The following is a 23,863-nucleotide window of genomic DNA, read 5'->3' as shown; positions in this document are numbered from 1 at the left end:
TTGTATGAGCAAGAAGCAGAAGCAAAATAAGAAAAAGACCCACGTTCCTTTTCGGTTAAACGTGCTGTTTTTCTGCGTGTTTTTAATGTTCTCCGCGGTTATTGTAAGGCTCGGATATGTACAAATTGTTCGCGGTGAAGAATATAAGAATGAAGTGGAGAAGAAAGAAAACTCAACGATAAGTAATCCTGTACCGCGTGGGAAAATATTTGACCGTTATGGGCGACCTGTAGTAGATAATGCAGCCATTCGTACTATTACATTTACAAAAATGAAAGGATCAACTGCAGAGGATCGCTTAGAAACAGCGAAAAAGCTAGCAGATTTGATTGAAGTACCGACAGATAAATTAACAGATCGCGATAAAAAAGATTATTGGCTTGCTATGCATAAAGAGGAAGCTAAAGAAAAAATTACGAATAAAGATCGTCAAGAGTTTAAAGATAAAAAAATTGATGATAAAGAATTAGACGAGCGTCAGCGCAGTCGTGTAACAGAAGAAGAGATTAATCAATTATCCGCAAAAGATCTAGAAATACTAGCGATTAAGAGTAAGATGGATGGCGGATATGCAATGACACCTCAAGTTCTTAAGAAAAATGCAACAGATGAAGAATATGCGATTATTAGTGAAAATTTAGCACAATTGCCGGGAGTAGATACAAGTGTTGATTGGGAACGAAAATATGCATATGATGGTGATTTGTTCCGAAGTGTACTTGGTGGTGTAACAACTTCTGACGAAGGTTTACCAAGAGAAAGACTAGATTACTATCTTGTTCGTGATTATAATCGAAATGACCGAGTAGGAAAAAGTTATCTTGAACAACAGTATGAAGATAGTCTGCACGGTACGAAAGCAGAAGTTAGAAATGTTACAGATAAAAACGGTAATATTTTAGAAACCATTAATGTATCAAAAGGACAAAGTGGTAATGACCTGAATTTAACGATTGATATGGAATTACAAAAGCGCGTGGAGGATATTCTTACGAAGAATTTAATGAGATTTAAAGGAAGCGAACCTCTTTTAGATCGCGCATTCGTTGTAATGATGAACCCAAAAAATGGTGAAGTTTTATCTATGGCTGGGAAACAATTAGTTAACGAAGATGGTCAAACGAAAGTAAATGACTTTGCATTAGGTACCATGACAAGTTCTTATCCGATGGGATCAACTGTAAAAGGTGCAACAGTACTTACTGGATATCAAACTGGTGCGATTCAACCAGGATCGGTGCAATTGGATGAACCAATTAAATTAAAAGGTACACCTACGAAGTCGTCTTGGAAAACGATGGGATACATTAATGATCTTACAGCTTTAAAAATGTCTTCTAACGTTTATATGTTTAAAACAGCGATGAATATCGCCGGTGTTCAGTATGTGAGAGGTGGTACGTTAGATATACCTCAAAAAGCATTTGATACGATGCGTTATTATTTCGGACAGTTTGGACTTGGTGTAAAAACAGGAATTGATTTACCGAATGAATCTGCTGGTCAGATGGGTAGAAGTAGTCAACCAGGTTTCTTACTAGATTTATCAATTGGACAGTATGATACGTATACACCGCTTCAATTAGCGCAATATATTTCGACGATTGCCAATGGCGGATATCGTATGCAACCACAAGTTGTAAAAGAAATTCGTCAACCGGCAGTGAAACCGGATGAAGTTGGGAAAGTTGTTCAATCTATGGAACCGAAAGTATTAAATCGTGTTGATATGCCAGAATCGCAAATTAAACGTGTTCAAGAAGGATTTAGACAAGTGTATAATGATTCAGGTGGTACAGCTACAAAATACTTTACAGGTGCAAAATATAAAGCGGCAGGGAAGACAGGTACCGCGCAAACTGTGTATGGCGGAGATAAAGAGATTGGTAGAAAGGCAAACGGTGAACGTGTGGAAACATATAACTTAACATTAGTAGGTTATGCGCCACTTGAAGATCCAGAAGTAGCATTCTCTGTTGTCGTTCCGTGGGTACATGATGATAAGACTGGTATTAATGGATATATTGGTCGTGAAATTATGGACGCTTACTTTGATTTGAAAAACAAAGAAGTAAATGGTGAAGCTCCAAAAGATGATAAAGACAATAAAAATAAAGAGCAAGATGATGAATAAAAAAGTTGTAAAAAAGCACACTATCTGAAAAGATAGTGTGCTTTTTTTTATGGTTTATGCATATCGTGTAATAAATGTGGACAAGTATACAACATTGAAAAAACGCGGCCGTATAAATGATACTTGTATATGGTGGGATAGGGGATAAATATTTTATAGGGGAATCATCAGAGGAAATGAATAGCTACTACTGAATTAAAATTGTATCCCGCTATTAACGGGCAGTAAGACTCCCATCTCAAAATTCAGCGAAAGCAAAGAAGTTAGGTGGGGGTCGGGCTGTCCGTAAAAGTCCGATTGGTGAGGGCTGATTAAAGTTTCACTTTATCGTATGTTGATTTTTGTGGAACTTTACAAAACTTTTACAAACAATTAAAACCGAATTAATAGTTTAGCAGTATTCTTATATCTGTAATCCTGTTATTTCCGGTTACTTCTAGGAGGAAGAACACGTGAAATGGATGCGTACACCGATTATAATTTTCGTACTATCGATATGGTTCCTCTGTTTTGAAATGTCTACTGCATTTGCTTTAAATGATATGGGAGAAGTGAGAGTTGATGGATCCTCAACGGTTTTTCCTATTATAGAAGCAGTAGCGGAGGAATATACAAAGGTGCATCCAGACGTGAAAATTTCCATCAGTGTTTCTGGAACTGGAGGAGGATTTAATCGTTTCAGTAAAGGAGAAGTAGATATAAATAATGCTTCGAGAGTAATGAAACAAGTCGAGAAAAATGAGATGAAGAAAAACTCTATTCAGTTCACACCTTTTGAGGTCGCTAACGATGGTCTTACAATTGTTGTGAATCGGCACAATACATGGGTAGACGATATGTCAGTAGACGAGTTACGTTTACTGTGGAGTGAAGATGGAAGAGAGAAGCGATGGTCACAAATTCATTCAACATGGCCACGTGAACAAGTGAAGTTTTATGCACCAGGCGTAGACTCTGGTACTTATGATTATTTTCAAAATGTCATCTTACAAAATCATCGCATTGTAAAAAAAGTCTCTTTGTCTGAAGATGATCAAGTTATTATGCAAGGGGTAATGAATGATAAACATGCCATTGCTTTTGTAGGATATGCTTATTATATGGCTAATCGAGATAAGGTGAAAGCAATAAAAGTGAATGGTGTATTTCCGACGAAAGAGACCATTCAGTCAGGGAAGTATAAGCCGTTATCTAGGCCGCTACTTACTTATGTGAATAATGCATCTATCCGAAATAAAATGAATGTAGCAAACTATGTTGAGTTTATGATTCAGCATGTTGGTAACCTCGCTGAAGAGGTCGGGTATGTAAAATTACGAAAAGAAAAATACAATGAACAGCTGCGTATGTTAACAGAAATAATAAGGTAATGTCAGGGTGGAAAGGGGTTTTCATCTTTGGCTCATAATGACAAAAGTCAAATTACATTTTCTGTACAACATTTGATTGAAAGAAATACAAAACAAAGAAAAAAAACGCAGCGAATCAATCGAATAATGCCTTTGTTACTAAAAATAATTGCTAGCGTTTCTATTGTTACGACACTTGGAATTGTTTTTACGCTCTCTAATGAAACAATCATGTTTTTTCAAAAAATATCATTGTACTCCTTTTTGACGGAGAAAGAATGGTTACCGTTTTTTGAAAATCCTAAATTCGGTATATTACCACTTATATGTGGAACGTTCCTTGTAACAGCAATTGCTATGTTTGTAGCAATTCCTATTGGTTTAGCGTGTGCCGTATTTTTAAGCGAATATGCTTCAAATAGTGCACGGAAAATATTAAAGCCGATGTTAGAGCTATTAGCAGGTATCCCGACAATTGTATATGGTTTTTTTGCATTAACAATTGTTACGCCGCTTTTACAAAGGATTATACCAGATTTACAGTTTTTTAATGCGATTAGCCCAGGAATCGTTATCGGATTTATGATGATGCCTACAGTTGCATCTCTATCTGAAGACGCGATGAGAGCTGTGGCGAAAGGGACGAAAGAAGCTTCATTAGCACTCGGAGCGACGCGGTTTGAAATGGTAAAACAAGTGGTGTTTCCGTCCGCTTTTACAGGGATTATGGCAGCAATTATATTAGCGGCTTCGCGTGCAATTGGTGAAACGATGATTGTTGTAATTGCGGCAGGATCCACACCAAATGTATCGCTTGATCCGACACATTCTATTCAAACGTTAACAGCCTATATTGTGCAAGTAAGTTTAGGTGATGCTCCGCATGGAACGATTACGTATTACAGCATGTATGCTGTAGGTGCAACATTATTTTTGTTTACTTTTATTATGAACATCATTTCGCAGTCAATTATGCGCCGTTTTAGGAGGATGACATAATATGCGGATGTTGAATCATAAAAAAATACAAAAAAATATGGCATCACGCTTTTTAAAAGATCGAATTTACAAATTGTTATTTTATATAGCAATTTTATTTTCAATCGTAATTTTGTTTGTGTTACTGTTTCAAATTGTTGAAAAAGGTATAAGCTATCTTTCAATAGATTTCTTTACAAATTTCGCTTCGCGTAATCCGAAAGAAGCTGGTATTGCTGCAGCTTTGTCAGGGACAATATTATTTATGAGTATTGTTATACCTGTTTCTTTTATATTTGGAGTTGGAAAAGCTCTTTATTTAGAGCAATATGCGAAGGAATCTCTATTTAAAAAAATAGTAGAGATTAATAATCAAACGTTAGCAGGAGTACCATCCGTTGTATTTGGATTGCTTGGTTTAACTATTTTTGTATATGCTCTTCATTTAGGAGAGAGTATAGTTGCAGCAGCACTGACGATGAGTTTACTCGTCTTACCAACAGTTGTTGTGGCGAGTCAAGAAGCAATCCGATCAGTACCAAGTGCATTATTAGAGGGTTCTTACGGATTAGGTGCTACGAAGTGGCAAACGATGTATCAAATTGTATTGCCATATGCTTTCCCGGGGATTATAACGGGCTGTACGTTAGCGATATCAAGAGCAATTGGAGAAGCAGCACCACTATTAGTTATTGGGGCACTTGCGTTTGCAAATTATGTTCCATTTAGTATGTTTGATAGATTTACAGTTTTACCAATTCAAATTTTTAATTGGATGAGTAGGCCACAAGAAGAATTTCAGTATGTAGCAGCAGCTGGGATGATTGTTTTGTTAGGTTTGTTGCTATTTATCAATATATTTGTTTTATGGTTACGAAATCGAAAATAAGTTGGAAGTGGATGAAAGGGGAATTCAAATGGTAGCAACAGTAGTAAATGTACAGGTGAAAAACGAAGAGAAAATCGAGACTGCGCCAAAGAAAGTAGTATTTGATACGAAAAACTTAAATTTATGGTATGGGGAAGACCATGCTTTAAAAGATATTAATTTAAGTATTCATGAGAATGAAGTTACAGCAATTATCGGTCCAAGTGGCTGTGGTAAATCAACGTACTTAAAAACGTTCAATCGCATGGTAGAGTTAGTACCGATCGTTCGAACTACAGGTGTAATTGAATATAGAGAACGCAATATATTTGATAAATCATATCCAGTTGAAGAATTAAGAACGCACGTAGGAATGGTGTTCCAAAAGCCAAATCCATTTCCAAAATCTATTTATGAGAATGTAGCATACGGTCCAAAAATCCATGGTATTCGTGACAAAAAGACATTAGATGAAATTGTTGAGAAAAGTTTACGCGGAGCAGCGATTTGGGATGAGTTAAAAGATCGTTTGCACGATAATGCATACGGTTTATCTGGTGGACAGCAACAGCGTCTATGTATCGCACGTTGCTTAGCTATTGAGCCAGACGTTATTTTAATGGATGAGCCAACATCGGCACTAGATCCAATTTCAACATTAAAAGTAGAAGAATTAATTCAAGAGTTAAAAAAAGACTTTAGTATTGTTATCGTAACGCATAATATGCAACAAGCAGCGCGTATTTCAGACAAAACCGCTTACTTCTTAAGCGGGGAAGTTGTGGAGTATACAGATACAAACAAATTATTTACGACGCCTTCAGATAAGCGTACAGAAGATTATATTACAGGTCGCTTTGGTTGATATCGTTGCAAAGCTAAGAGAAAATGCCCTCTTAACAGAGGGCATTTCTTATTTTTATCTCACTTTAATAGGGAAGTAATACCTTCTCTTTATCTTAAGGTTTATTACAAGCGTAAGAGGTTATGTAGGAGATTTATCCCGCTATTTGCGGGCAGTAAGACCCCACCTCAAAATTCAGCAAAAGCAAAGAAGTTAGGTGGGCGGGTGGCCTGTAAAAGCCCGATTGATGAGGGGTGATTAAAGTTTCACTTTGTATATAATGGCACATAATATTGAGGGGGAAGAAAAAATGGTAAGAGAACAGTTTCAAGGTGATTTAAAAGTGTTACAGCAAAAGGTGATTGAGCTTGGCGAATTAGCGAATGCGGCTTTATTGATTGCTATGGAAGGTCTGCATACAAGGGATGTAGAGAAAGCGTTAGAGGTCATTGATGGTGATTACCGTATGGATAATTTAGAAGAGGAAATAAACGATCTTGCGCTTATGCTCATTACGAAGCAGCAACCTGTAGCAAGTGACTTAAGAAGAATCTTTATTTCAATTAAAACAGCGACAGATTTAGAGCGTATTGCAGATCATGCTGTTAATATTGCAAAGGCTACAATTCGTCTTGGGGAAAAAGAAGTGGCTGTTAGTTTGCACAACCTGGATGAAATGTTTGCGGTTGCAAATAAGATGTTGCATTTAGCGTTAGAAGCATATGAACAAGAAAATTTAACTTTCGCGAAACAAATTGCTGAAATGGATGATTCCGTTGATGAAATATATGGAAAAGCAATTCGTGAGTTTATATCTTCAGTTCCGCAACAACCAGAAGCAATTACGCAAATTACACAATTATCATTTGTGGCGAGATATATTGAGCGTGTAGCAGACCATATTACAAATATTGCTGAAAATGTATTTTATTTAGTAAAAGGAAAGCATTATTTATTGAATGAGTAGGAATGAAAGTAGGTGATGAGAAATCACCTGCTTTTTTTAGTCAAAACATGACAAAAAAAGCTCGTTGTTTCCTTTAGTTTATGATGATAAGATGTATCATAATGTAATGGGAAAATTAGTATATATGTTGTTCGTTAATAAGTATTATTTATCAATTAATAGTAAGCGCTTTCTTGTCGTTTTAAACGTACGTTTTTATAGGTGGGAAATTTAATTATAGGGTCTTTTAAATGAGGATTCGTTTAACTAATCAAGTTTATGCTGCTAGTTCATGTGGGATAGAGAATATACATATGGTATATGGAGCTACTGAACATTATATAAGTGGAGGCTGAAGTATATGAAGGGGGTTATTTTAGCTGGAGGAAAAGGAAGACGCCTTAGACCATTAACATGTAATACTCCAAAGCCGATGTTACCATTATTAGAAAAACCAGTTTTAGAATACAATATTGAGTTATTACGCCAGCATGGTATTCGTGAAATTGCAATTACTGTTCAATATATGAGTACGACGATTAAGCGATATTTTGGTGATGGTAGTAAATGGGGAGTTAACTTGTATTATTTTGAAGACTCTCCTCCGCTTGGTACAGCAGGGAGTATTAAACAAGCAGAACAATTTTTAGATGAAACATTTGTTGTAATAAGTGGGGATGCATTAACTGACTTTCAATTATCAGAAGGAATTAGGTTTCATGAACAAAAGAGAAGAATGGTAACAATGTTTGTGAAAGAAGTAGAAAATCCACTCTCATTTGGATTGGTTGTAATGAATAAAGACCAGGAGGTTACACGATATATAGAAAAGCCGGGCTGGAATGAGGTAGTATCTAATGTTGTGAATACAGGCATATATATTATGGAGCCAGAAATCTTTTCTTACATACCGCCTAGACAATTTTTTGATTTCAGTCATGATGTGTTTCCGTTATTGGCAAACAAAAATGTGTTATTCGCATATTTGTCAGAAGGTTATTGGTTAGATATCGGCACATTTAATCAATATCGACAAGCACAATTTGATTTGTTAACGAAAAAGTTACAAGTACCTATTCCTTATACGGAAGTATTACCGATGGTATGGATGGGAGAAGGGGTGACGATTGGGAAAGGGACAAAAATTCATGGCCCCTCTTTCATTGGAGAAGGAGCAAAGATTGGTACAGGAGCTGTAATTGAGCCATATTCTATTATTGGAAAAAATAGTATCGTTTCAAATTATTCTCATCTTCAAAAAAGTATTGTTTTTGCAAATGCCCATATTGGAAAGTATTGTGAACTATTAGAAACGACAATAGGAGAGCGTACAATAGTTGAAGATGACGTTACACTGTTTCAAAAAAGCATTGTAGCGGATCACTGTCATATCGGGAGAAGTACGATAATTAAGCAAAAAGGAAAACTATGGCCTTATAAGGCGATTGATAGTCATTCGATAGTAGGAGCGGCTGGTATTCAAGAGAGTGAAATGAGTGCAGGGTGGTTACAAAAAAGCCGCATTGTAGGAAGAGGGAATGTTGAAATTACTCCCCAGTTTATCGTGAAGATTGCGATGGCGTATGGCTCTCTTTTTACAAAAGGAGAAAGTATATTAATTGGAAGTCAAGAAAATATAGAAACAACCTCTTATAAAAATTTATTTTTACATGCTATTCATGGTATAGGGATTCATACGATGGAATGCAAAGAAATGAACGAGTCACTTTTTCAATATAGTGTTCATCATTTGCAATGTGCAGGTGGGGTTTTCATTCAAGTGGAGAATGAGAATGAGATTGTTATAAAGTTGTATGGTCAAGCTGGCATGCCGTTAACGTATAAGCAGCAAAAAGAGATAGAACAAGTATATATGTCCGAATTGTTTTATTACGTGCATGAGAAAGAGATGGGGCGAAATAAGCTGGTTCATGTTTCTATGAATGAGTATATAGAAGTTATATTGGGGCATATTGATATCGAGAAAATACAGATGCAGAAGTTTCATCTTCTTATTAATAAGAGAAATGATACGTTGCAACATTTACTTATGCTCTTTCTACAAAGACTTGGTTGTACAGTTACATGGATTTATGCAAGCGAACAAAAAGATCATGTGAAAGCTTTGATGAAATCAAGTAAAGCGAATATGGCTCTTATGTTTTCTGAGCAAGGAAATCATTTCGAGTTATACGATAAACATAGTAATATTTACCAGGGTACAGATTTGGAAGAGGTAGATATTCCAGATTTCTTACTCGAATCTACAGGAAATATTTACCCAATGTCTTTGAAATTAGGAGAATGTTATCTTCTGTTTTATACGCAGGATGAAAGGAAGTCGTTTCAAGTAAGGTGGAAGCGAGATATTTTATATCGAATTGGAAAATTATTTGAGCTAATAGCATTGCAAGGAAAAACGTTTCTGAGCATAGTAGAGCAATCACCTCCGCTCTATTTACTTTATGATGAAGTGGTATGTTCATGGAATGAAAAAGGGAAAATTATGAGGAAATTATTGGATGATATTGAAAGGAAGGGAGAAGGTATATTTGAAGGAGTACAGTTCAAATATACTGAAAAAGAGTGGTCTTATATCGTTTCTGACACAAAACAACCAAAATTTTTAGTGTATTCACATGCTAGAAACCCAGTAATAGCAAGGGAAAACATGAAAAATCTTATAGAAAAAATTAGACAATATCAAAAGGTGTAGAATTTTTATTTTAAAAGTGGTATTATAGTATAGTCTGATTTAAGTTATTAGTACTGGAGGGAAATAAGAATGCGTGTGAATATTACTCTAGCATGTACAGAATGCGGAGATCGTAACTATATCTCAAAGAAAAATAAACGTAACAACGCTGAGCGTATCGAGCTTAAAAAGTATTGCAAGCGTGACAAGAAGTCTACGTTACACCGTGAAACAAAGTAAGCAGTAGGAATATTTTCCTACTGTTTCTTTTTTTATTCGATTCCTATGTTAAAAGTGATACACTATCATCATAGAGTAAAGTGTCACTGTAAGGAGGAGAATGTGTGAAAGAAGAGAAAGTGCGTTTGCGTAAACAAATAATAGAACACATGAATTCTTTATCAGAAGAACAATATACAACTTTATCAGAACAGATTGCATTTTCGTTGTATGCGGAAAAAGAGTGGGTTGAAGCTAAAACAATTGGAATTACTCTCTCAATGGAAAATGAAGTGAATACATATCCTATTATCGAAAAAGCTTGGGAAGAAGGAAAGAAAGTTGTAGTTCCTAAGTGTAATAAAGGAACAAGAACGATGTCCTTCCGGAAAATTAGTGGTTTTGATCAATTAGAAACGGTGTACATGAATTTACGTGAACCGATTCCTGGACTTACGGAAGAAGTGAGTGCGGATGACATTGATCTTCAAATTGTGCCAGGCGTAGCTTATACAGAGCGAGGAGAACGGATTGGATACGGCGGGGGCTATTATGATCGTTATCTCGTGCATTATAAAGGGAAAACGCTATCATTAGCATATGATTTTCAAATGGTAAAACACATTCCGGTAGAGTCATTTGATAAAAATATAGAAAAAATTATTACAGAAAAAGGAACAATGCTTATAAATGAGCTTGTATAGACAAATAAAAATTGACGAGACTTTTTCTTCTTGATTATAATAAAATATGTGAACGTTTTCTTATTATAATTTTTATAGTAAGTGAGCATAGAGGGTGATGAAATGGTATCTATTTATGATATTCAGCAATTGCTAAAGAAATTTGGTACGATTATTTATACGGGAGATCGAATTGCAGATTTACAATTAATGCAAGATGAATTGCGTGAATTAAATCAATCACAGCTAATCGATCCACAAGACTATCAAACAGCTTTATTTTTATTGAAGCAAGAAATTCAAAAAGAGCTAAATAAGAATTAGATAAAGGTAGGTAAGCAACATGGAAGAGAAATGGTTAGTTGGTGTTGACCTTGGTGGTACAACGATTAAATTAGCATTTATTAATGTATACGGCGAAATTTTACATAAGTGGGAAATCCCTACAAATACAGGTGAGCAAGGAAAACATATTACACTTGATGTTGCGAAAGCAATTGATAAAAAGCTAGAAGAATTAGGCGAATTGAAGAGCAAGTTAATTGGTATTGGTATGGGAGCTCCTGGCCCTGTACATGTGGCATCTGGAATGATTTATGAAGCGGTTAATTTAGGGTGGAAAAACTATCCGCTAAAAGATTTATTAGAAGTAGAAACAGGATTACCTGTTGTTATTGATAATGATGCAAACTTAGCAGCGCTTGGTGAAATGTGGAAAGGTGCTGGTGAAGGTGCAAAAGATTTAATCTGCATGACACTTGGTACGGGCGTTGGTGGTGGTGTAATCGCCAATGGTGAGATTGTACACGGCGTGAGTGGTGCTGCTGGTGAGATTGGACATATTACAGTAGTTACAGAAAATGCTTTCCCATGTAATTGCGGGAAGTCTGGTTGCTTAGAAACAGTAGCATCTGCGACAGGTATTGTACGTGTTGCTATGCAAAAAATACAAGAGACTAATAAAGAAAGCATGTTGCGTTCTATGTTAGCTGAAGAAGGACGTATTACATCAAAAGATGTCTTTGAAGCACTTGGACAAGGTGATGAATTAGCAGGCGAAGTAGTAGAAAAAGTAGCTTCTTATTTAGGGTTAGCTGTAGCGAACCTATCTAGTACGTTGAACCCAGAGAAAATTGTTATTGGTGGAGGCGTGTCTAAAGCTGGAGATGCGCTATTAGAACCAATTCAACGCTATTTCGAGCAATACGCTTTCTCACGTGCTGTAAAGAGCACGAAGTTAGCTATTGCAACACTTGGTAATGATGCAGGTGTTATCGGAGGAGCTTGGCTTGTAAAAAAGCACAAATACGAAGCGAAGATGATATAAGTTTTGAAATATGAAAAGAGGAAGGGGGAACCCTTCCTCTTTTTGTGTGAAATCTCGATGAAGAATAAAGTGTAAACGAATTAAGCTGCTGGTGGATACCCGTTATATAGAACAGTCATGATCGTAAACCATCCGAAAACGAGTACAGTTGCAATTGCAAAGCCGCTCGCGAAAAAGTTTTTTTCACGAAGTGTTCTAAGCGTAGCAAATACAGCTAACAGAGTGACAAGTGTAAAAATAATAACAAGGCCCATGCAATATCCTCCTCTGTCTACCCATTTCTTATTATGAGTTTTTGGAATATTTACTCTTTTATATTGTACATGTTTTAAAAATGATTGTCGAGATAGCATCCTTTCTTTTCCTAAGAGAAAGAAATGTTGTATCATTAAAAGTAAGTTTAATAACTGGAGGAGATTTTCATATGAAATGGATACAAATGCCGTTAGGCCCATTACAAACAAATGCTTATATTTTAATGAACGATCAAAAAGAGTGCATTATCTTTGACCCTGGTCACGAAGGTGAAAAGCTCGTTACATATTTACAAGAAGAACAATTAAAACCATTGGCTGTTTTATTAACGCATGCTCACTTTGATCATATCGGTGCTGTTGATGCGGTAAGAGACGCTTTTCATATTCCTGTATACGTACATAAAGAAGAAGCAGATTGGTTAGGAGATGCAACTGTAAACGGCTCTCAAATTTTTATGATGAACCGCAGTATTACAGCAAAACCAGCGGATCATATTATTGATGCAGAAGGTACATTAACAATTGGATCATTTAATTTTGAAATTTTTGAGACGCCAGGACATTCTCCAGGAAGTATTTCTTATTATAGTAAAGAGGCAAATGCTGTATTCTCAGGAGATGTATTGTTCCAAATGAGCATTGGAAGAACAGATTTGCCTGGTGGAAGTTTTGCTGAATTAATTGGAAGTATTGAAGAGAAATTATTTGTATTACCAGATGAGACAGCGGTGTTATGTGGACATGGTCCAGAAACAAGCATTGGTTTTGAAAAAGAAAATAATCCGTTTTTACAATAAGGAATCATTATGGGAATGGAGCTCATTTTAAGAGAATGGATGAGGAAAGAAAAGGATTATTCAATTTCATATAGTACGTATATGAACCTTGTATTGTATACAGAAGGTCATGGATATTATATGAAAGAACGTGAAAAGATTGGAAGACAAGGGGATTTTTTTACAAGTAGCAATGTATCCTCTGTTTTTGCAAAAACTTTTGCTAAACTTTTTATTCGTCTTGTTGAAAATGGTGAAGTTGCTTCGAATATTTGTGAGGTTGGTGGGGGAACTGGAAAGTTCGCCTATGATGTTTTACAAGAATGGAAGCAATTATCTCCAAAAACCTTTATTGATTTAAACTATTCAATGATTGAAGTGAGCCCTTTTCATAGGAAATTACAGCAGGAGCACCTTGGCTCATTTTCTAATGTATCGTACTATACCTCTTATAGTGAAATGGGAGATTCTTTCGAGGGAATTCTTTTTTCGAATGAGTTGTTTGATGCATTTCCTGTTGAAATAATTGAGAAAAGAAATGGTATGTTGTATGAAGTGCGTATTACATATACAGAGGAAGGAAGTCTTTCAGAAATATGTAGGCCGTTAGATAAAAGAATTGGTCGATATTTATTGAAATATAATATTCATATTGCTGAAGGGCAACGTTTTGAAGTACCACTTGTGATGGAGGAGTATATAAAAGAAATTGCGAAATGGTTTCAAAAAGGTATATGTATTACAGTTGATTACGGATACACAAAAGAAGAATGGATGCATCCAGCACACCGTGAAGGAAGTTTGCGAGGTTATTATCAGCATAAGCTAATACGTAACCCACTAGCGCATCCAGGTGAAATGGATCTTACTACTCATATTCATTGGGACGAGCTAAAGGAGATGTTTAGTCTGCAAGGAATGAGTGCAGTATGGCATAAGAAACAATCTGAGTTCTTGTTAGCTGCAGGGATATTAGAACAGCTTACGAGCCATCAAGATATGAATCCTTTTTCTGAAACGCAAAAACAAAATCGAGCAGTTCGTTCTATGATTTTGAATGGAGGAGTAGGGAGTGCGTTTGATGTTGTTATACATACAAAAGATATGCAACATTTACATTTGGAGCGGTATGTAACAATATAAAAAACAAGACACAGTATATACTGTGTCTTGTTTTTTAATACGACTTATGTAGTATTATATATTTCCTCTCATGATATATATTTATATTAAAGATATGAGATAAAAAATATAGAATACGTTCTTTTTCTTCGATTATTAGTCCCTAACCTAATAATACGCGAACGAGTTGAATTATTGTTTCGTTCTCTACTTTGTAATAAATTTCTAATCCTTTTCTTTCACTAGAAACGATTTTAGCGCTTTTTAATTTTGCTAAATGCTGTGAAATTGTAGATTGTGGCATGTTTAAGCCAGTGTACATTGTAGAAACGTTGCTTGGACCGCGCTCAATTAATCCTTTTACGATACATAAACGAACAGGATGAGCCAGCACTTTTAATAATTCTGCATTACTTTCATATAGTTCTAATTCTTTTTGAAAGGTTTCTAACATGTTCTTTTCCACCTCCGTGTGAGCTATTATACCAAACTATACATACCAAAAATTTAAAGAAAAGAAAATAGTTGTTGCAGAAAAAAAGTCCTAAAGTAAAGAAATTGTAAGAAAAGAGACCATGATGTAAATAAAATAGGTAAATTAGCACGTTTTTGTAAAATGACATTTTTGGGTGAAAATTTCGATGCGTTTTAAAAATTGAAAGATATAGATATATTTGTAACACAATTTTATCATGATTTTCTTATTCTTTCAAATGAATATACGAAATTTTTAAAATAATATGACAAAGGAATTATAATGATATATATAGAATATAAAACAGGTTAAAAGAAAAGAAGCTGAATGTAATTCGCTTCTTTATGGTGATCATGAAATATTTGATTACGGCTGATAAATCTTAGGATAATCAAGTCATTAGTCATTTATTCTAAAATTCATCTTTTAGCAACGTTAAAAATCTGTGATTCCATATGTTCTCGTAAAAATCAATTGTCTCTTTTGCGGACATAAAAGGATTATTCAACGTAGAGGTTGTTTTCTGTACCATAAAGTTTTCGTATCCCAGTCCGTGGGCAAACTTAATCGTAGCATCCATACAGTACTCTGTTTGGGCACCGCAAAATTCAATGCGATTTACAGATAATTGATCTAAAATTTCTTTTAAGTTTGTTTTATAAAATGAATTTGCATGTGTTTTTCTTACAAAAAAATCTTGTTCTTGAACATCAAGATCGGTATGAATAGCCCAAAGTTCTTTCTCGGGTACTAAATCATCATCACAATGTTGAACAAAAAGGATTGGTTTATTTAATTTTCTGTATGAAGAAATTCTTTTATTTACTTTTGTTAGTAAGTTCTGTAAATCAAATAAATGCTCTCCGCCATAACATACGCCATTTTGTAAATCGATAACGATTAAAATATCTGCACAAGTATCCATTATTTTTACCCCTTTTTTATTTCTTAATATATCAATTAATCCATTATTTAGAAATAGATGATATACTTTTATTTTTTATGGACTATAAGAAAAATTTCAAATGACTATAACTAAATCGCATAAAAAGAAGATATGAAAACCTATTCTCATATCTTCTTTTTTCTCTATGCATTTACAGGTTCTTCTACATAAGAAAGGGCATTTTCAAAATCGGATATTAAATCGTTAACATTTTCAAGACCGACTGATAACCGAAGTAATGAATTAGAGATTCCTCTTTCATCACGAGCTTCTTGCGACAGTGCTGCATGTGACATTTTTGCTGGATAAGAAAGAATTGACTCTACAGCTCCTAAACTAACTGCAAAAACAGGTAATTTTACTTTTGATAAAAATTGGCGGAGTGCATCTTCTGACTGCAAAGTAAATGATAAGACTGCTCCAGCTGATGTTGCTTGAGATTGTTGAATATCAAATCCGAGATGTGTTTGTAATCCCGGATAATAGACATTTTGTACTTTAGCGTGCTCTTGTAAATAATGTGCAATTTTATTGGCATTTTTAGCTGAATGCTCGAGGCGTACATGTAATGTTTTTAGACCGCGAAGTACGAGAGAACAATCTTGAGGTCCTAAAATAGCGCCGAATGCATTTTGTAAAAATCCAAGCTTTTGAGCGAGTTCTGCATCTTTTACTACTGCTAATCCGGCAGTAACATCACTATGCCCAGCAATAAATTTTGTGGCACTATGAAGAACAACATCAGCTCCAAGTTCAAGTGGTTTTTGGAATAGTGGTGTCAAAAATGTATTATCAACAAAAGTAAGAGCCCCAATAGATTTTGCAAGTTTAGAAACCTCGCGAATATCTGTCACCTTTAAAAGTGGATTAGAAGGTGTTTCTACATAAAAGAGCTTTGTATTTGGTTTAATGCTTTGTTTTATTTCTTCTAAATTGGTCATATCAACAAATGTATGTGAAACACCGTAACGGGAGAGTACCTCAGTTATCACTCGGTAAGTGCCTCCGTATACATCTTCTGAAATGAGTACGTGATCACCTTGTGAAAGAAGGAGGAATGCAGTGGAAATCGCTGCAATGCCTGATGCAAAGGCGAATCCCTTTGTTCCACCTTCTAATAAAGCAATGATATCTTCAAGAGCTTCACGAGTTGGATTTCCTGACCTGCTATAGTCATATTTTCCGAACGTATCTACATCAAACTGGTGAAAAGTTGATGTGTTATAGATAGGAACGTTCACAGCTCCTGTTTGCGAGTCATGTTTATATTGGTTGTGTAGTAAGAGTGTATCTATAGAATAACTCATATTCTTACACCTTCTTTTACAAGTTTAATGGCTTGCTTTAAGTCTTGAATTAAATCGTTACTATTTTCAATGCCAACGGAGAATCGAAGAAGACGATTACATACACCGTTTGCTGTTCTAATTTCTTCAGGAATATCAGCATGTGTTTGCGTTGCTGGATAAGTCATTAAACTTTCTACACCACCAAGACTTTCGGCAAATGTAATTAAGGATAAAGATTGTAAGAATGGATTAATCCAAGCTTCATCTTTAAGGCGAAATGAAATCATGCCGCCTCTTCCAGGATAAAATACATCTGTCACCCCGTCTTCATCATTTAAATATGCAACAACTGCTTTCGCATTTTCTTCATGCTGTCTCATGCGAAGCGCTAACGTTTTCATACCGCGAATTAATAACCATGAGTCAAATGGGCTTAAAACTGCACCTGATGCATTATGATAATGAGCGATTTCTTCACAAAGTTCCTTTCCTTTTGCAACGACAAGTCCGCTTAGTACATCGTTATGTCCCCCTAAATATTTCGTTGCGCTGTGAAGTACAATGTCAGCACCTTCTGTTAATGGTTGCTGTATATAAGGTGTGTAGAATGTGTTGTCTACAATAAGAAGTAGTCCGTGCCTTTTCGCTACAGTTGCGACAGCAGCAATATCAGTAACTTGCATTAATGGATTAGTTGGAGTTTCTATGAAAATAGCCTTCGTTTCAGTTGTGATAGCTTGCTCAATTTGTTTAATAGATTGTGTATTTACGTATCTACATCGAACATTCCACTTTTTTTCATGTTCAGAAAATAATCGATACGTTCCACCGTATAAATCTTCAGATACAATAAGTTCGTCTCCAGAGCGGAATAGAGAAAGGACGAGGAGAACAGCCGCCATCCCTGAACTACAGGCATAACCTTGTTCGCCATATTCTAAGTCTGCGATTGCCTGTTCTAAAAGACCTCGAGTTGGATTGCCAGTTCGTGAATAGTCAAAGCCAGTAGATTTACCAATTCCTTCATGACGATAAGCGGTTGATAAATAAATTGGTGGATTAACCGTTCCAGTTGTAGTTTCACTGCGATTGCCGATTTGTGCTAGTTTTGTTTCGATTGTTGACATGTGAAAATTCCTCCTTTTTAAATTGAAACATTAAGTGAATATAAAATAAAAAAAGCCTTCTAAGAAGAAGGCTTTCGGTTTGAATAGAGTCTTCTTCTCATCTGTCAAATCTTTCACAATTTGCTGGAATTAGCACCTTATTAACAAAATGTTAATGGTTGCTGAGGCGTCACAGGGCCAGTCCCTCTACCTCTCTAGATAAGAATGTTCGTATGAAATTTTTATTATGTTTTTAACTTTACAACAAAAGATAATCGAATTGCAACTTTATTTTAAATATTTTTTATTTTTCCGCAAGTGTCATTGACTTTTACTTTTGTGCATGCTAAATTTATTAAAAAATTAACAAACATTGTTAAAAGGGGAACGCATTTCCTTTTAGCTACATAAATAAAATAATAAAGACAACTCTTATTGAGAGCGGTGGAGGGAAAGGCCCTGTGAAACCCGGCAACCTTCAAACGAAATGTTTGAAACGGTGCTAATACCTGCAAAACGAATGTTTTGCATAATAAGAGGAGGAACGATTATGTCCCCCTCTTCAAAGTGAAGAGGGGGTTTTTATATTGATAGAAATGAGGGAGATTCGTGAAATTACTAGATTTATTATCAAAAGGAATTGTAATAGGTGATGGTGCGGTTGGGACGTTATTGCATTCACATGGCTTGCAAAGTAGCTTTGAAGAATTGAATGTATCTGATCCAGACTTAATTATATCGATTCATAAACAATATGTAGCTGCTGGAGCAGATGTAATTCAAACGAATACGTATGGAGCAAATGAGGCGAAATTACGTATGTACGGCTTAGAAAATCAAGTTACAGAAATTAATAGAGCGGCAGTAAAACTGGCGAAAGCATCTGTTACAGATAAAAATGCAATTTTAGGAACAATTGGTGGTATGAAACATATCGGAGCCGTTACAACGACTGATATGGAAAGGGAGTTTATGCTACTTGAACAGGCAGGGGCTTTACTAGAAGAACAGGTTGATGGATTACTATTAGAAACTTTTTACGATGAATTTGAATTACTTCATGCTGTTAAAGTATTGCGTAAGCAAACGAACATTCCAATTGTTGCTCAATTAGCGTTACATGAAGCAGGTACGACTCAAAATGGAAATGATGTCAATGAAATATTAAAGCAACTTATAGATTACGGTGCAAATGTTGTTGGATTAAATTGTCAACTAGGGCCGCTTCATATGACGGAGGCTTTCAAAATGATATCGATTCCGCAAAATGGCTATTTATCAGCATACCCAAATGCAGGTCTCCCGAATTATGTGGAGGGACGTTACGTATATGAGGGAAGCCCAGCTTATTTTGAGGCGATGACGCCGAGATTTATTGAGCAAGGTATTCGGTTATTAGGTGGTTGTTGTGGTACGACTCCAGAACATATTCAAAGTATGAAGCACGCTGTTGCGAATGTTACACCTGTAATAGAAAAAGACACCATTCAAAGGCCGAAAGTTGTTCATACGCATGAGAAACGTTCGAAGGCTCACGTCACTCTAGCAGAGAAAGCGAAAAAACAAACGACAGTTGTAGTGGAATTAGATCCACCGAAAACGTTAGATACACAGCGGTTTTTTGAAGGAGCAAGAGCTTTAAAAAGAGCGGGAGCAGATGCTATTACTCTAGCAGATAATTCATTAGCATCGCCTCGTATTTCTAATATGGCAATGGGTGCGTTATTAACGAAGCATGATATCCCGGTATTGACACATTTAACGTGTAGGGATCATAACGTCATTGGACTACAATCTCATTTGTTAGGTTTATCGGCGTTAGGGATGGAAGAAGTGTTAGCTTTAACTGGTGATCCAGCGCGCGTTGGTGATTTTCCTGGTGCAACTTCTGTATACGATTTGTCCTCTATTGAGCTCATTAAAATGATTAAAGAAATGAACGATGGACGTTCAATTTTAGGGAAATCAATTGGATCGGCGACAAGGTTTTCTGTAGGCGGCGCATTTAATCCTCACGTGAGGCACTTAAAAGCAGCGGTTAAGCGAATGGAACGAAAAATAGATGCTGGAGCGGAATATTTTTTAACTCAGCCAATTTACGATATCGCGTTAATTGAAGAAGTGTATGAAGCGACAAAGCATTTGGAACAACCTATTTTTATTGGAATTATGCCGTTAGTAAGTAAGCGGAATTCAGATTTTCTTCATTTTGAGGTACCGGGTATTACTCTTCCAGAAGAAATAAGAGAGAGAATGGATGGACACGAAACGAAAGAGGCGGCAATTGAGGAAGGGATTCGCATTTCGCAAGAATTGATCGACGCAGCGATGAAATATTTTAATGGTATTTATCTTATTACACCATTTTTAAAATATGAAATTACAGAACATCTTGTTAAATATGTAAGAGAAAAGCAAGAAGTGAAAGAAGGTATTAATTGATGAAGTGTATAGAAGAAAAATTACAAAATAGCATTTTAATATTAGATGGTGCAATGGGAACAATGATTCAGCAAGAGGATTTAACTGCTGAAGATTTCGGAGGAGAAGAGTACGAGGGCTGTAATGAATATTTAGTAGAAACAAGACCAGACGTTATTTTAAAGATTCATAAAGCTTATATTGAAGCTGGAGCGGATATTATTGAAACAAATACATTTGGGGCAACGAATATTGTACTAAGTGATTATGAGCTGTCTCATTTAGATGAAGAACTAAATGAAAAGGCAGCACTTTTGGCGAAGCAAGCTGTTAAAGAAAGCGGTAAGGAAGTATATGTTGCGGGAGCGATGGGACCAACAACGAAAGCAATTAGTGTTACTGGTGGTGTGACTTTTGAAGAATTGATTGAGGCTTATACAAGGCAGGCACGAGGATTATTAAAAGGAGAAGTTGATGTATTACTCGTTGAGACGAGTCAAGATATGCGTAACGTGAAAGCAGCTTATATTGGAATTCAAGCTGCTTTTGAAGAACTGAAAAAAACGGTTCCTATTATGATTTCAGGAACGATTGAGCCAATGGGAACGACTCTGGCTGGGCAAACAATTGAAGCTTTTTATTTATCAGTAGAACATATGAAACCATTATCTGTTGGGTTAAATTGTGCGACTGGTCCGGAGTTTATGAGGGACCATATTCGTTCACTATCTGATTTATCGGAGTGTTACATTTCTTGTTATCCAAATGCAGGTCTTCCTGATGAAGATGGACATTACCATGAGTCTCCATCTTCTCTCGCTGAAAAGGTGAAGCGATTTGCTGAAGAAGGATGGGTTAATATTATCGGTGGTTGTTGTGGCACGACACCAGAACATATAAAAGCAATGAAAGAAGCACTAGCATCTTTTAAGCCTCGTGACCATCATGAGAGAGAAGGACATGGAATTAGTGGATTAGAGGCACTGCAATATGATGAGTCTATGAGACCGTTATTTGTAGGTGAAAGAACGAATGTTATTGGATCACGTAAATTTAAACGATTAGTAGCAGAAGGGAAATTTGAAGAGGCTGCTGAAGTGGCAAGAGCGCAAGTGAAGAAAAATGCTCATATTATTGATATTTGTATGGCAGATCCTGATCGTGATGAAATAGAAGATATGGAGAAATTTTTGACAGAAGTTACGAAAGTGTTAAAAGTACCGATTATGATTGATTCAACGGATGAAAATGTTATGGCAAGAGCACTTACTTATATTCAAGGAAAAGCTGTTATCAACTCTATTAATTTAGAAGATGGAGAAGAGCGTTTTGAAAAGGTAACACCGCTTCTTCGTAAGTATGGTGCTGCAATTGTAGTTGGTACAATCGATGAAGATGGTATGGCAGTAAGTGCTGAAAGAAAATTAGAAATTGCAAAAAGAAGTTACGAATTATTAACGACGAAATATGGGATACGCCCGTCAGATATTATTTTTGATGCACTTGTGTTTCCAGTAGGGACAGGTGATGAAGAATATATTGGTTCAGCGGCAGCGACTATAGAGGGCATTCGCCTTATTAAAGAAGCGTTACCAGAGTGTTTAACGATTTTAGGTGTAAGTAACATATCATTTGGTTTACCACCGGCTGGACGTGAAGTATTGAATTCCGTCTTTTTATATCATGCTACGAAGGCTGGATTAGATTACGCGATTGTTAATACGGAAAAATTAGAACGCTATGCGTCGATTCCAGAGGAAGAAAAACACCTTGCAGATGCATTACTGTTTGAAACGACGAAAGAGACGTTAGAAGAATTTACAAACTTTTACCGAGTCGCTAAAAAGAAAGATGTCGTTGTGCAAGAAACGTTAACGCTAGATGAACGACTAGCAAATTATATTGTAGAAGGTACGAAACAAGGATTACACGAGGATTTAAGTCTTGCACTTGAAGAAGGAAGAAAACCTCTTGATATTATTAACGGTCCGCTTATGACAGGGATGGATGAGGTAGGACGACTATTTAATAATAATGAACTTATTGTTGCTGAAGTATTGCAAAGTGCCGAAAGTATGAAAGCTGCTGTAAGTTATTTAGAGCCACATATGGAATCTAGCGATAGTGCAAAAAAAGGGAAAGTATTATTAGCAACTGTAAAAGGTGATGTGCATGATATTGGGAAAAATCTCGTTGAAATTATTTTAGCGAATAACGGATATGAGATTATTAATTTAGGAATTAATGTACGTTCGGATCGAATTGTTCAAGAAGTACAAGAAAAGAAGCCGGACATTATAGGCCTTTCAGGTTTATTAGTAAAATCAGCGCAACAAATGGTAACGACTGCTGAAGATTTAAAAGCAGCAAATATTGATGTGCCCATTGTTGTAGGTGGTGCAGCGTTAACGAGAAAGTTTACAGATAATCGAATTTCACCATCATATAAAGGGCTCGTTTGTTATGCGAGTGATGCGATGACGGGGCTCGATATTATTAATAAGCTTCAAAAAGAAGAAGAGCGTGAGAAGATGAAACAGGATAAAAAAGAACGTCATCTTCATATCGTAAAAAAAGAGGAGAAGAAAGTAGAAATTCCAGCAGTAATTGAGCCATTACCGAAGGCTGAGGTTATGGTGCCTGATTCAACAAAACGAATTGTATTACGCGATATTCCGGCTCTTCATCTCGCTCCATTTTTAAATAGACAAATGTTACTGGGGCATCACCTTGGATTAAAAGGAAATGTGAAGAAGCTTTTGAAAGAGGGAGATAAGAGAGCACATGAATTAAATGATTTAATAGATGAATTATTGCAGGAAGGACAATCTTGGTTAAAGCCGAAAGCAGTGTATCAATTTTTCCCAGCGCAAAGCGACGGACAAAACATTGTAATATATGATCCAGAAGATCATACGCGTGTTATAGAGCGTTTCACATTCCCTAGACAAGGAAAGGCTCCCTATCGTACTTTAGGCGATTATTTGCGCCCAATTGGAGATGAGATGGACTATGTTGCTTTCTTATCTGTTACGGTTGGGGAAGGAGTTCGGGACATTGCTGAAGAGTGGAAGGCGAAAGGTGATTACTTACGTAGTCATGCCATTCAATCGTTAGCGCTTGAATTAGCAGAAGGACTTGCTGAAAAAACACATATGCTCATTCGTGACCGCTGGGGCATTCCAGACTCACCTGAACTGACGATGGAAGAACGTTTCCGTACGAAATATAGAGGAATACGCGTGTCATTTGGTTATCCGGCGTGTCCAGAACTTGCAGATCAAGAAAAGCTATTTCGCTTAATTCATCCAGAGGAAATAGGTATTTCATTAACAGAAGGATTCATGATGGAGCCAGAAGCGTCCGTAACGGCTATGGTATTTTCTCACCCTGAGGCAAGATATTTTAGTGTATTATAGTCTAGAAGG

At 36.1% G+C, this 23,863-nt stretch carries 20 protein-coding genes and 2 riboswitches; of the genes, 15 read left to right on the top strand and 5 right to left on the bottom strand.

Annotated features, from left to right (window positions below; translation table 11 throughout):
* Positions 1-4: 4 nt before the first annotated feature.
* The 11 genes from ACQRBL_RS21290 to glcK all read left to right on the top strand — a co-directional run bounded on the left by ACQRBL_RS21290 (position 5) and on the right by glcK (position 12,043).
* Positions 5-2,134: a peptidoglycan D,D-transpeptidase FtsI family protein gene (locus ACQRBL_RS21290; RefSeq protein WP_023523028.1), complete on the top strand. Its 2,130-nt coding sequence runs from the start codon at positions 5-7 to the stop codon at positions 2,132-2,134.
* A 461-nt stretch (positions 2,135-2,595) separates the two neighbouring features.
* Positions 2,596-3,504, top strand: coding sequence for a PstS family phosphate ABC transporter substrate-binding protein (locus ACQRBL_RS21285; protein WP_153596372.1), 909 nt, complete (start codon positions 2,596-2,598; stop codon positions 3,502-3,504).
* A gap of 27 nt (positions 3,505-3,531) precedes the next feature.
* Positions 3,532-4,482: a phosphate ABC transporter permease subunit PstC gene (gene pstC / locus ACQRBL_RS21280; RefSeq protein WP_000940904.1), complete on the top strand. Its 951-nt coding sequence runs from the start codon at positions 3,532-3,534 to the stop codon at positions 4,480-4,482.
* Between the two features lies 1 nt (position 4,483).
* Complete coding sequence (gene pstA, locus ACQRBL_RS21275) at positions 4,484-5,350, top strand: phosphate ABC transporter permease PstA (protein ID WP_411995632.1); 867 nt, start codon at positions 4,484-4,486, stop codon at positions 5,348-5,350.
* Between the two features lie 28 nt (positions 5,351-5,378).
* Positions 5,379-6,194, top strand: a complete 816-nt coding sequence (gene pstB / locus ACQRBL_RS21270; protein WP_411995631.1) for a phosphate ABC transporter ATP-binding protein — start codon at positions 5,379-5,381, stop codon at positions 6,192-6,194.
* A gap of 289 nt (positions 6,195-6,483) precedes the next feature.
* On the top strand, positions 6,484-7,140 hold the full coding sequence (gene phoU / locus ACQRBL_RS21265; RefSeq protein WP_411995630.1) for a phosphate signaling complex protein PhoU: 657 nt from the start codon (positions 6,484-6,486) through the stop codon (positions 7,138-7,140).
* A 340-nt stretch (positions 7,141-7,480) separates the two neighbouring features.
* Positions 7,481-9,835 (top strand): sugar phosphate nucleotidyltransferase, encoded by a 2,355-nt coding sequence (locus tag ACQRBL_RS21260; protein WP_000679345.1) that lies wholly within the window; start codon positions 7,481-7,483, stop codon positions 9,833-9,835.
* A 69-nt stretch (positions 9,836-9,904) separates the two neighbouring features.
* The gene (gene rpmG / locus ACQRBL_RS21255; RefSeq protein WP_001265616.1) at positions 9,905-10,054 is read left to right on the top strand and encodes a 50S ribosomal protein L33; all 150 of its coding nucleotides are present in this window, start codon (positions 9,905-9,907) and stop codon (positions 10,052-10,054) included.
* Between the two features lie 104 nt (positions 10,055-10,158).
* Positions 10,159-10,737: a 5-formyltetrahydrofolate cyclo-ligase gene (locus tag ACQRBL_RS21250; protein WP_023523022.1), complete on the top strand. Its 579-nt coding sequence runs from the start codon at positions 10,159-10,161 to the stop codon at positions 10,735-10,737.
* 102 nt (positions 10,738-10,839) lie between these two features.
* Positions 10,840-11,040: a YqgQ family protein gene (locus tag ACQRBL_RS21245; RefSeq protein ID WP_000253699.1), complete on the top strand. Its 201-nt coding sequence runs from the start codon at positions 10,840-10,842 to the stop codon at positions 11,038-11,040.
* Positions 11,041-11,059: 19 nt separating this feature from the next.
* Positions 11,060-12,043: a glucokinase gene (gene glcK / locus ACQRBL_RS21240; RefSeq protein WP_000391701.1), complete on the top strand. Its 984-nt coding sequence runs from the start codon at positions 11,060-11,062 to the stop codon at positions 12,041-12,043.
* Between the two features lie 80 nt (positions 12,044-12,123).
* Here glcK and ACQRBL_RS21235 read toward each other — a convergent pair whose 3' ends face one another.
* Positions 12,124-12,297: a DUF2759 domain-containing protein gene (locus ACQRBL_RS21235; protein WP_000524852.1), complete on the bottom strand. Its 174-nt coding sequence runs from the start codon at positions 12,295-12,297 to the stop codon at positions 12,124-12,126.
* Between the two features lie 170 nt (positions 12,298-12,467).
* Here ACQRBL_RS21235 and ACQRBL_RS21230 point away from each other — a divergent pair, with 170 nt between their 5' ends.
* Both ACQRBL_RS21230 and ACQRBL_RS21225 read left to right on the top strand, forming a co-directional pair.
* On the top strand, positions 12,468-13,097 hold the full coding sequence (locus ACQRBL_RS21230; RefSeq protein WP_000871225.1) for an MBL fold metallo-hydrolase: 630 nt from the start codon (positions 12,468-12,470) through the stop codon (positions 13,095-13,097).
* Positions 13,098-13,106: 9 nt separating this feature from the next.
* Entirely contained in the window at positions 13,107-14,219 is a 1,113-nt protein-coding gene (locus ACQRBL_RS21225) for a class I SAM-dependent methyltransferase (RefSeq protein ID WP_023523021.1), read from the top strand.
* Positions 14,220-14,361: 142 nt separating this feature from the next.
* Here the strand turns inward: ACQRBL_RS21225 and ACQRBL_RS21220 are convergent, their stop codons facing one another.
* The 4 genes from ACQRBL_RS21220 to metI all read right to left on the bottom strand — a co-directional run bounded on the left by ACQRBL_RS21220 (position 14,362) and on the right by metI (position 18,035).
* Positions 14,362-14,652: an ArsR/SmtB family transcription factor gene (locus ACQRBL_RS21220; RefSeq protein WP_000894377.1), complete on the bottom strand. Its 291-nt coding sequence runs from the start codon at positions 14,650-14,652 to the stop codon at positions 14,362-14,364.
* A 433-nt stretch (positions 14,653-15,085) separates the two neighbouring features.
* Positions 15,086-15,598, bottom strand: a complete 513-nt coding sequence (locus ACQRBL_RS21215) for a cysteine hydrolase family protein (protein ID WP_000379154.1) — start codon at positions 15,596-15,598, stop codon at positions 15,086-15,088.
* A 164-nt stretch (positions 15,599-15,762) separates the two neighbouring features.
* Entirely contained in the window at positions 15,763-16,926 is a 1,164-nt protein-coding gene (gene metC, locus ACQRBL_RS21210; protein WP_023523020.1) for a cystathionine beta-lyase, read from the bottom strand.
* Complete coding sequence (metI, locus tag ACQRBL_RS21205) at positions 16,923-18,035, bottom strand: cystathionine gamma-synthase/O-acetylhomoserine thiolyase (protein WP_411995629.1); 1,113 nt, start codon at positions 18,033-18,035, stop codon at positions 16,923-16,925. Before metI ends, metC begins: the two co-directional genes overlap by 4 nt.
* A gap of 94 nt (positions 18,036-18,129) precedes the next feature.
* Positions 18,130-18,240: riboswitch (SAM riboswitch) on the bottom strand.
* A gap of 203 nt (positions 18,241-18,443) precedes the next feature.
* A riboswitch (SAM riboswitch) is annotated at positions 18,444-18,553 on the top strand.
* 70 nt (positions 18,554-18,623) lie between these two features.
* On the opposite strand from metI, the gene ACQRBL_RS21200 reads away from it, so the two are divergent.
* Both ACQRBL_RS21200 and metH read left to right on the top strand, forming a co-directional pair.
* Positions 18,624-20,456 carry a bifunctional homocysteine S-methyltransferase/methylenetetrahydrofolate reductase gene (locus ACQRBL_RS21200; protein ID WP_411995628.1) on the top strand — a complete coding sequence of 611 codons (1,833 nt, stop codon included), beginning with the start codon at positions 18,624-18,626 and terminating at the stop codon, positions 20,454-20,456.
* Positions 20,456-23,854, top strand: coding sequence for a methionine synthase (gene metH / locus ACQRBL_RS21195; protein WP_411995627.1), 3,399 nt, complete (start codon positions 20,456-20,458; stop codon positions 23,852-23,854). Before ACQRBL_RS21200 ends, metH begins: the two co-directional genes overlap by 1 nt.
* Positions 23,855-23,863: the final 9 nt, after the last annotated feature.

Origin of the sequence: Bacillus sp. AF62, assembly GCF_050312695.1 — a bacterium.
GTDB classification, from domain to species: Bacteria; Bacillota; Bacilli; order Bacillales; family Bacillaceae_G; genus Bacillus_A; species Bacillus_A cereus.
This window is presented reverse-complemented; position numbering and strand designations above follow the sequence as displayed.